General features: G+C 69.0%; 9 protein-coding genes. 5 read left to right on the top strand and 4 right to left on the bottom strand.

The annotated features are described in order from the left end of the window. The first annotated feature begins 99 nt into the window (after positions 1-99). Both I7X39_RS20280 and I7X39_RS20285 read left to right on the top strand, forming a co-directional pair. The gene (locus tag I7X39_RS20280) at positions 100-459 is read left to right on the top strand and encodes a hypothetical protein (protein WP_198113005.1); all 360 of its coding nucleotides are present in this window, start codon (positions 100-102) and stop codon (positions 457-459) included. Continuing rightward, positions 428-1216 (top strand): hypothetical protein, encoded by a 789-nt coding sequence (locus tag I7X39_RS20285; RefSeq protein ID WP_198113006.1) that lies wholly within the window; start codon positions 428-430, stop codon positions 1214-1216. The genes I7X39_RS20280 and I7X39_RS20285 overlap by 32 nt, the downstream gene beginning before the upstream one ends. A 209-nt stretch (positions 1217-1425) precedes the next feature. Here I7X39_RS20285 and I7X39_RS20290 read toward each other — a convergent pair whose 3' ends face one another. The 4 genes from I7X39_RS20290 to I7X39_RS20305 form a co-directional block, all read right to left on the bottom strand. Continuing rightward, positions 1426-2184 (bottom strand): hypothetical protein, encoded by a 759-nt coding sequence (locus I7X39_RS20290; RefSeq protein WP_198113007.1) that lies wholly within the window; start codon positions 2182-2184, stop codon positions 1426-1428. Further along, positions 2177-3262, bottom strand: coding sequence for a WG repeat-containing protein (locus I7X39_RS20295; protein WP_198113008.1), 1086 nt, complete (start codon positions 3260-3262; stop codon positions 2177-2179). The genes I7X39_RS20290 and I7X39_RS20295 overlap by 8 nt, the downstream gene beginning before the upstream one ends. Then, positions 3259-3651 carry a hypothetical protein gene (locus I7X39_RS20300; protein ID WP_198113009.1) on the bottom strand — a complete coding sequence of 131 codons (393 nt, stop codon included), beginning with the start codon at positions 3649-3651 and terminating at the stop codon, positions 3259-3261. The genes I7X39_RS20295 and I7X39_RS20300 overlap by 4 nt, the downstream gene beginning before the upstream one ends. 282 nt (positions 3652-3933) lie before the next feature. After that, a complete protein-coding gene (locus I7X39_RS20305; RefSeq protein ID WP_198113010.1) occupies positions 3934-5019 on the bottom strand; it encodes a hypothetical protein in 1086 nt (361 codons plus the stop codon). A 171-nt stretch (positions 5020-5190) separates the two neighbouring features. Between I7X39_RS20305 and I7X39_RS20310 the strand changes: the two genes are divergently transcribed. The 3 genes from I7X39_RS20310 to I7X39_RS20320 form a co-directional block, all read left to right on the top strand. After that, positions 5191-6282, top strand: coding sequence for a sensor histidine kinase (locus I7X39_RS20310; RefSeq protein ID WP_198113011.1), 1092 nt, complete (start codon positions 5191-5193; stop codon positions 6280-6282). Continuing rightward, positions 6279-7013, top strand: coding sequence for a LytR/AlgR family response regulator transcription factor (locus tag I7X39_RS20315; RefSeq protein ID WP_198113012.1), 735 nt, complete (start codon positions 6279-6281; stop codon positions 7011-7013). Before I7X39_RS20310 ends, I7X39_RS20315 begins: the two co-directional genes overlap by 4 nt. Positions 7014-7427: 414 nt before the next feature. After that, on the top strand, positions 7428-7745 hold a 318-nt coding region (locus I7X39_RS20320; RefSeq protein ID WP_198113013.1), incomplete at its 3' end, for a helix-turn-helix domain-containing protein.

Consider the following 7745-nt stretch of genomic DNA (forward strand, 5'->3'; position numbering starts at 1 on the left):
TGAGCAACGTAGCTTTCCTTCAGAGCCACACGCTCATAGCGAGCACCAGGAGCCGGCGCACCGCGCCCTCAGTCGACCAGGCATGGAGTTGGACCGGGAATGACAAAAGTGGTGCGTGGAGTCGTGTTCGCCCTGTTGGAGGACAAAGAGCATGAAGGCGAGGCTCGCGTCTGGGTACGTGATGCCGCGACCGACTACTGGTTCTCGCTTTCCAGGGCGGCCGACTCCGACACGATCGAGTTGATGGTTTCTGACCAGCTGACCTATGTCGGCAGCGACCTCCGTGTTGCCCTCTCACCTTCAGCAATCAATGTCGCCATCGGCGACTCTGCGGCGACTCTCGACGGTCATCGTGAGTACCTGATTGAGTTCCATCCTGAAAGCCACGATGTGGCGACCGTGGGTTCAGTCCTGAAGGTCATCTTTCGTGGCCAGCCTGGGCTGCAACTGGACATCTAGCTCACTGCGTCGGCTCGCACCAAGCAACCAGATCAACATGTTCTCGAAATTCTTCAAGCGGCCCAGCGCGGTTCAAGCCATTCAGCAGGCGCCAGATGAGATCGAGTTCGTCGAGCAATTGGCCGGTAGCGGCCTGGATGCCTTGCGCATGGAGCTCGCGCCTCGCCTCATGCGCTTCGATGGCATCGAGAACGCCTACCTTCCGAAGCTGCAATATCGATGCGAAGACAAGCCGCGCAGCTGTCTGCTCCTCGTCGAACGAGCGCCGCTAGCGGCGCAAAGGAAGGAAGAAATCGCTGCCGCTTGCGCCGGCATCATTCCGATGGACATCTGCTTTTCGCTCGACCTGCCGAACGACCTCGTATCCAAGGTCACCGCGCTTTGCAGACCGCTCTTGCTGCCTGAGCTGGCGTTGTTCGAGTGCCCTCTGGTCGTCAAACCAGGCCCGCAGTCGTCCATGCCGGCGGAATGGTCGATGGGAGTGTCGTTTTGGTTCGTCGCCGCCGCCTCCTATGAGGATGCGCTTGTCCACGCCGTGGCTTCTGCAAGGGCTGCAGGCTTTGAGTTCGTGGACGTGTACCAAGGTCAGGTCCTGCAAATCGACCACACCAAATGGTGGGATGAGATCGTCATGAAGCAATGGCGGGAGTACTCGGAGCACCTGCCAACCCAGCAGCAGATCGACGTCGCGGTGGCCACTGGCGGTGCCTTCCAGGGGCCGACGGTTGGACCAATCGCCCTTGGAAGCCCACGTTAGTAGGCCCGCGGTGCTGCTTCCGGCACAAGAAGCGCTGCCCGTTGAATATCTGCAAGTGGGCGAGAGGGCGACCATTCACCTAATGGTCACTTGTGTCCCCTTCATTGGTCGGCTCGACTCCAGCGAAGCACTCCAGTTCAGAGATGAGTGCAAACAGTTCGAAGTGAGTGAAACCCGACAGCGGGCGTGGCGGCTTTATTTGCAGGCTCTCAGTAAAACGCAATCTCGCGCTCGCTGATCTCGTGGCGCCAGCCCTGCTGGCGGTCCAGGCGCTCGGCCAGGAACTGCAGGATCTCCTCGCGCCGCTCCGGCGCGCAGCCGGTCTGGGCGGCCCATTGCGCGGCGCTGGGCAGCAGCACGCGCATCTGGCAGGGCTGGGCACCCATCTCGTAGTCGAAGGCGATGTGCAGCCCGGGCTCCGCGTAAAGCAGCTGCCCCGCGCGCGGCGTGCCCTGGATCTCGACCCGGCGCGCGAAGCGCTGCTGCAACCGCTCCAGCAGGCGCAGGCGCAGCAGCAGGTCCTCATCCGGCAGCGGCCGGCCCAGGCCATCGCGGTAGCGGATCGGCGTCTCGGCAGGTGGCTCCGGCGCTGCGGGCGGCGGCGCAGGCGCCGGGCCGTCCAGCTTGCGCAGCTCCAGCTCGTGCGCCCAGCCTTCGGCATGCGCGATGCGCAGGCGGTAAGCGCCGGGCGGCCAGGCCAGGGTGTCGAACAGCAGCTGCACGCTGCCGCTCAGGCGCTCGCCCACCGGGGCTTCCTCGATCAAGCCCTCGGGCTCCAGCGCCTGCAGGCTCAGGCGCTCATAGCCCTGCCAGCCGGGCCGCGGCAGCCAGACCTGCAGCTGCTGGCAGCCCGGGTACTGCGCCACGCGCGCCGTCAGGTGCTCGGCCGGTGCGCCAGGGCCGCGGTTGCACAGGGCGCCAATCTGCAGCGCGCCCTCGTGCGCCGGGGCCGGACGGGTCTCATTCATCGCGGCGCCACACCACCTGGCCATCGGGGCGGATGTAGGCGGAAGCGCGGCCTTGGCCGACGTAGGCCAGGCCCTGATGGAAGGGCCGCGCGAAGCTGTATTGCGGCTCGATGACCATGCGGCCGCGCTTGTCGATGTAGCCATGCAGGCGGCCCACGCGCACCACCGCCAGGCCTTCGCTGAAGGGCCAGGCGCGCTCGGCCTGCGGTTCCAGCACGGTCTTGCCCTGCGGGTCGATGAAAAGGCTGCGGCCTTCGCGCTTCACCAGGGCCAGGCCATCGGAAAAGTCCTCGGCGCTCTCGAACTGGGCCGGCACCACCAGGGTGCCCTGCTTGTCGATGAAGCCGTACTTGCCGTCCACCCACACGCGGGCACGGCCCTCGCGGAACTCGCTGGCCTGCTGGAAGCGCGGGGCGATGCGCAGCTCGCCGGCCAGCGTCATGTAGCCCTGCAGCCGGCCGGACCAGACGCGCACCATGCCGTCCGCAGGCAGGCCGACGAAGTCCACATCCTTGGGCGTGAGGTCGTGGCCGCTGGCATCGAACACGCGGTGCGTGCGCTGCTTGGATTCGCTGCGCACCAGGCCGCCGGCCGGAGCCAGCAGCTTCTCGTGCGTGCAGGGCAGCACCAGCTGGCCCTGGCGGTTGATGGCGCCGTATTTCATGACGCCCCATTCGTCCAGCCGGCCCACCACGGCCAGGCCGCCAGCGAAGGGGCCGGCGCTGTCGTACTCGGCGGCAATGGCCAGACGGCCATTCGGTTCGGCATAGCCCCAGCGGTAGCTGCCCTTGGCGTCCTTCACAGCGCTGGGCACCAGGCCCTCGCTGAAGGGCAGGGTCCAGGCCTCCTGCGGCGCCACCACCACACGGCCCTGGGCGTCGTAGTAGGCGGTGCGGTTGCCTTTGCGCGCCAACACGAGCGGGTCGCCCTGCACCAGCTCGGCGTACTCGGGCGCCAGCACCACGCGGCCGTTGGCGTCGATCAGGCCCTGCAGATCGCCGCTGCGGATGGGGTAGAGCGGTTGCGCCTGCGTCGCTGCGCCGGCACACAGGCACGCCAGCAAAGCACGCCAGTTCATAGCCCGGCCTCCAGCACCGCACGGATCTCGCCGTCGCTATGCATGCCCTGCGCACCGTGCGCGAAGGCGTTGTGGATCTCCAGCACGCCGTTGGCAAAGCGCAGCTGCTTGAGCTCGGGCGTGGCCACGTTCACCAGCTTCACCTGCTTGAGCCCTTCGCGCACGGCCTGCTTGCCCATCTCGTCCAGGCAGATCACGCGCAAGGCCATGTTGAGGCGGTGGCAGGCGGTGTTGTCGACGAAGTTCAGCGCCTGCCCGTCCTGGCCCAGGCTGTCCCAATCCACCTCGTAGGGCACGGCCTGGCCGCAGATCTCGGCGATCTCGGCGCTGCGCGCGGGCAGGGTCTCCTGCTGCAGGGTCTGGATCATGCGGCGTTCTTGCAATCCCATGGCGGGCTCCTTTAGGGCCTATTCACACCAATGGAAGCCACGCGAAAGGGCCTGGCCGGCCGGCAGCCTAGGCGCGCGGCGAACGCCCAGGCTGGACGCCTGGGCGAGCCGGGCAACGACGGCTGCCGGCCGGCCAGGCCCTTTCCCTCCGGGTTGCCTCCAGAAAGGACGCCCACTTCGTTGCGAAGTTCGCTGGGGCCCACAGCCCCAGCTTCACTTCGCGCCTCGTTGGCGCCCTTTCTGGATGGCAACGCGCTGGCTTCCATTGGTGTGAATAGGCCCTTAGTTCAACAAAGCGTTCAAAGCCTGCAGCGCGGCTTGCTGCTGCGGGTGGGCGGGGGCGGCGGCCACAGCCTCTTGCAGGGCCTGCAGGCCAGCGCGCAGTTCGGGGTGAGCGGGCTGCAGGCGCGCCGCGGCGCGCGCGGTGGCCAGCGCGTGCTCCACGCCGACGTCGTCGCCATGGCGGTCCAGGCCATGGGCGCGGATGTCCTCGGCGGTGCGGCGGGCGTCTTCGGCCAACCAGGGGGACCAGGCCTCGGCCTGCACGCGCTCGGCGGGCATTTCGGCCACCAGCACGGCGGCGCCGTGGCGGTAGATGGCGTGCTCGGTGCACAGATTGCCGCGCAGCTCCTGCCCGAAATGCGGCACGCGCAGCGCGCGCTCGATCCAAATGGCGCGCAGGCTGGCATCGTGCTCAAAGGGCAGGCCAGCGCTCAGGGTCCAGAGCGGGGCGTCGTCGCTGTAGCGGGCCAGGTCCTCGCGCAGCCGGCCCGCGGGGCCCAGGGCCTCGCGGCGTTGGTCCTCGGCCTGGCGTTCTTGCTGCGCTTCCACGGCGGCGGCGTGCTGGGCCTGGCTCAGGCGCCATTGCACAACCAGCATGGCCGCACCGCACAGCGCGCCGGCCAGCAGCGCGCCCGCGCCCGCGGCCAGCAGGCCCTTGCCCCAGGGGGTGTGCGGCAGCGGCGCAATGCCTTGCGCGTTGGCCACCAGCAGCAGGGTGTGCGCGCCCAGCGGCAGCAGCAGGCCGGCCAGGTTCAAGAGCAGGGGGATGCGCGCCCAGGGCGCCTCGGCCCAGGCCAGCAGTGCGCCGAAGATGGCCAGGCCCAGCAGCAGGCCGGCGCCCAGCGCCGCGCCCACGGCCTGGCCGCGCGTCCAGTCCAGCGAGTCCAGGCCGCCGCGCAGGGCGAAGCACAGCAGGGCCAGCAGCCCGGCCACCCCCGCCAGGATGGCACTGAGGAAGGGCACGATCAGGCCCATGGCGCCGTCGCCGTGCGGCACCCGCGCGGTGTAGAAGCCCAGGATGCCAGCCGTCAGCAGCGTAAGCAGCATGGCGACAACGGTGAGGGCGGAAACCAGGAAGCTGAGCATGGCGCGGGTCCGGAAGAGCGTGCCGCCACTGTGCCGCGCGGGCGTATCGCTGGGGTTTCAGCGCCGGCGGCGCTGGGTTTCAATCGTTGCGTCCGGCCGTTCGTGCCGCGCATTCCTCAATCCAGTCCGGCCCGCACCCGCGCGTGCGCCGGGCTGACCAGAATTTGCCTCATGCGCCGCCTCCTCACCTCCTTCGCCATGCCGCCCGAGCTGCGCCGTGCCGCCCTGCTCGGCCTGCTGGCGCTGTACGCGCTGTACTTCATGGCAGTGAGCATGGCCGGGCTCAGCTCGGCCCCCAACTTCCGCTGGCGCGATGCGGTGGTGGGTTCGCTGCTCAGCTTCGGCCCCGCCGTGCCCCTGCTGCTGCTGTGCTGGCCGCTGACGGGCTGGGTGGGCCGGCGCGTGCGCAGCGCCCCGGCCGCGATGGCCCTGCACCTGCTGGCGGCGCTGGGATTCGTGCTGATCTGGCATGGCAGCTCCTACCTGCTCTACCTGGCGGGCTATGGCGAACAGGTGGCCGAGCGCGCGCGCGCCGCCTGGTTCCTGTGGCAAAGCCTGTGGGGCTTGATGATTTACGCCAGCGCCGCCGCCGGCTTCAGCGCCTACCGCGCCGTGCAGCGCGCCCGGGCCGAGGCCGTGGCCGGCGCCCAGACGCGCGAGTTGCTGGCGCGCGCCGAGCTGGCCGCGCTGCGCAGCAAGCTCAACCCGCATTTCCTGTTCAACACCCTGCACTCCATCCTGGCCCTGCTGCGCCGCGACCCGAGCCAGGCCGAGGCCGCGCTGCACCGCTTCTCCGACCTGCTGCGCCAGGTACTGGACAGCGAGCGCCGCGACGCCGAACGCGTCACCCTGGCCGAGGAGCTGGAGTTCACGCGCGACTACCTGGCGCTCGAAGCCCTGCGCCTGGGCGAGCGCCTGCAGCTGGACTGGCAGGTGGACGAGGCCGCACTCGGCTGCCTGCTGCCCTCGCTGACCCTGCAGCCCCTGGTGGAGAACAGCATCCAGCACGCCATCGCGCCGCGCCGCGGGCCCGGCCGCCTGCGCGTGGCCGCACGCCTGCAGGGCGAGCGCCTGCACCTGGAAGTGGCCGACGATGGCCCCGGCTGCCCGCCCGAACAGGCCGAAGCCGAAGGCGGCACGGGCCTGGGCCTGCGCACCGTGCGGCGCCGGCTCGAACTGGCCTTCGGCGAGCAGGCCCGTTTCACCCTGCACAGCGCCCCCGGCCAGGGCTTTGCCGTGCACTTGGAGTTGCCCGCCCCATGACGACCAAGACCGTGTTGATCTGCGAAGACGAGCCGCTGGCGCGCGAGACCCTGCGCGACTTCCTGGCCCCCTGGCCCGCGCTGCGCCTGCTCGGCGAGGCCTGTGACGGCCGCGAGGCGCTGGAGCGCATCGAGGCGCTGAAGCCCGAGCTGGTGTTCATGGACATCCAGATGCCCGAGCTCACCGGCCTGGAGGTGCTGCAGCGCCTGCAGCACCGCCCGGCGCTGATCTTCACCACCGCCTACGACCAGCACGCCGTCACCGCCTTCGAGCTGAACGCGGTGGACTACCTGCTCAAGCCCTTCACGCGCGAGCGCTTCGACGCCGCGGTGCAGCGCGTGCTGGCCGAGGAGGAGGCCGCCCCGGCCGACACCCTGGTGCGCGTGCTGGGCGGCGGCCAGGGGCCGCTGACGCGCATCCTGGTGCGCGACCGCGGCCACATCTTTCCGCTCGCCGTCGAACGCATCGAGCACCTGAAGTCCGACGCCAAGTACACCCTGATCACCAGCGGCGGCCAGCAGTACGTGGTGCGCGTGCCGCTGCAGGAGCTGGAGCAGCGCCTGGACCCGAGCCGCTTCCTGCGAATCCACCGCAGCGCCATGGTGAACCTGGACTTCGTGGACTCCATGCAGGCCGACGAGCAGAGCCAGCTGGAGCTGCTGATGCGCGATGGCACGCGGCTGCTGGCGAACCGCGAGGTGTCGCGGCTGCTGCGGGGGTTGGCGTTGTAGGTGCAGTTGCTGAATGCTTGCGCGTGCCTGCACCGCATAGGGCCAGCGGCCCGAACAGCCGGGAAGCGGCGCAGAAGTTGAAGTCCGGGCTGTTCGGTATTCGGCTGTTGGGGTCCCCTATGCCAAGCCGAGGAGCACAGAAGAGCGGGCCCGCGCGTGTCAGCGCGCCTCGAGCTCTGACTTGGCGCAACTGTTTGAACGGAGTGAGCGGAGCGAACGCAGTGAGTTTTGCGCCGGGCCCGCTCTTCGAGCACCACAGGGCACCGACCGCCGCAGGCGGGCGGCGCAGGCATCGGGGTCGCCTTTCTCTTGCCTACTTCTCTTTGGCGAAGTGTTCGGAACCGGGACATAGGTAACGGGTGTTCCGGGACATGGGTAACGCTTTCGAGGTGTTTGAGCCTCTGGAAGAAGCCCATGGTTTGGACGGAGAAGAGCATCGTGTCCCAGCGTCAGGAGTTTGTTCATCTGGCCCAGCAAGACGGAGCCAACGTGCGCGCGCTGTGCCGCCAGTTCGGCATCAGCCCCAAGACAGGCTACAAGTGGATCAACCGCTTTGAGGCGTCTAGCGCGCTGGCCCCCAGCCTGGCCGACCAGAGCCGGCGACCTCATCGCTCGCCCGCCCGCAGCCCAGAGTCGACTGAGCAAGCGGTACTGACCCTGCGCCGCGCCCACCCTGCCTGGGGTGGCCGCAAGATTGCGGCTGTACTGGCTCAGCGCGATGCGTTCCTCGTC

The organism is Inhella proteolytica (genome assembly GCF_016093275.1).
Taxonomy (GTDB): Bacteria; Pseudomonadota; Gammaproteobacteria; order Burkholderiales; family Burkholderiaceae_C; genus Inhella; species Inhella proteolytica.

Excerpts from the sequence above, each read along its gene's own strand:
- I7X39_RS20310 (WP_198113011.1), top strand. The coding sequence starts at position 5,191 with ATGCGCCGCCTCCTCACCTCCTTCGCCATGCCGCCCGAGCTGCGCCGT.
- I7X39_RS20280 (WP_198113005.1), top strand. The coding sequence starts at position 100 with ATGACAAAAGTGGTGCGTGGAGTCGTGTTCGCCCTGTTGGAGGACAAA.
- I7X39_RS20315 (WP_198113012.1), top strand. The coding sequence starts at position 6,279 with ATGACGACCAAGACCGTGTTGATCTGCGAAGACGAGCCGCTGGCGCGC.
- I7X39_RS20295 (WP_198113008.1), bottom strand. The coding sequence starts at position 3,262 with ATGAACTGGCGTGCTTTGCTGGCGTGCCTGTGTGCCGGCGCAGCGACG.
- I7X39_RS20300 (WP_198113009.1), bottom strand. The coding sequence starts at position 3,651 with ATGGGATTGCAAGAACGCCGCATGATCCAGACCCTGCAGCAGGAGACC.
- I7X39_RS20290 (WP_198113007.1), bottom strand. The coding sequence starts at position 2,184 with ATGAATGAGACCCGTCCGGCCCCGGCGCACGAGGGCGCGCTGCAGATT.
- I7X39_RS20305 (WP_198113010.1), bottom strand. The coding sequence starts at position 5,019 with ATGCTCAGCTTCCTGGTTTCCGCCCTCACCGTTGTCGCCATGCTGCTT.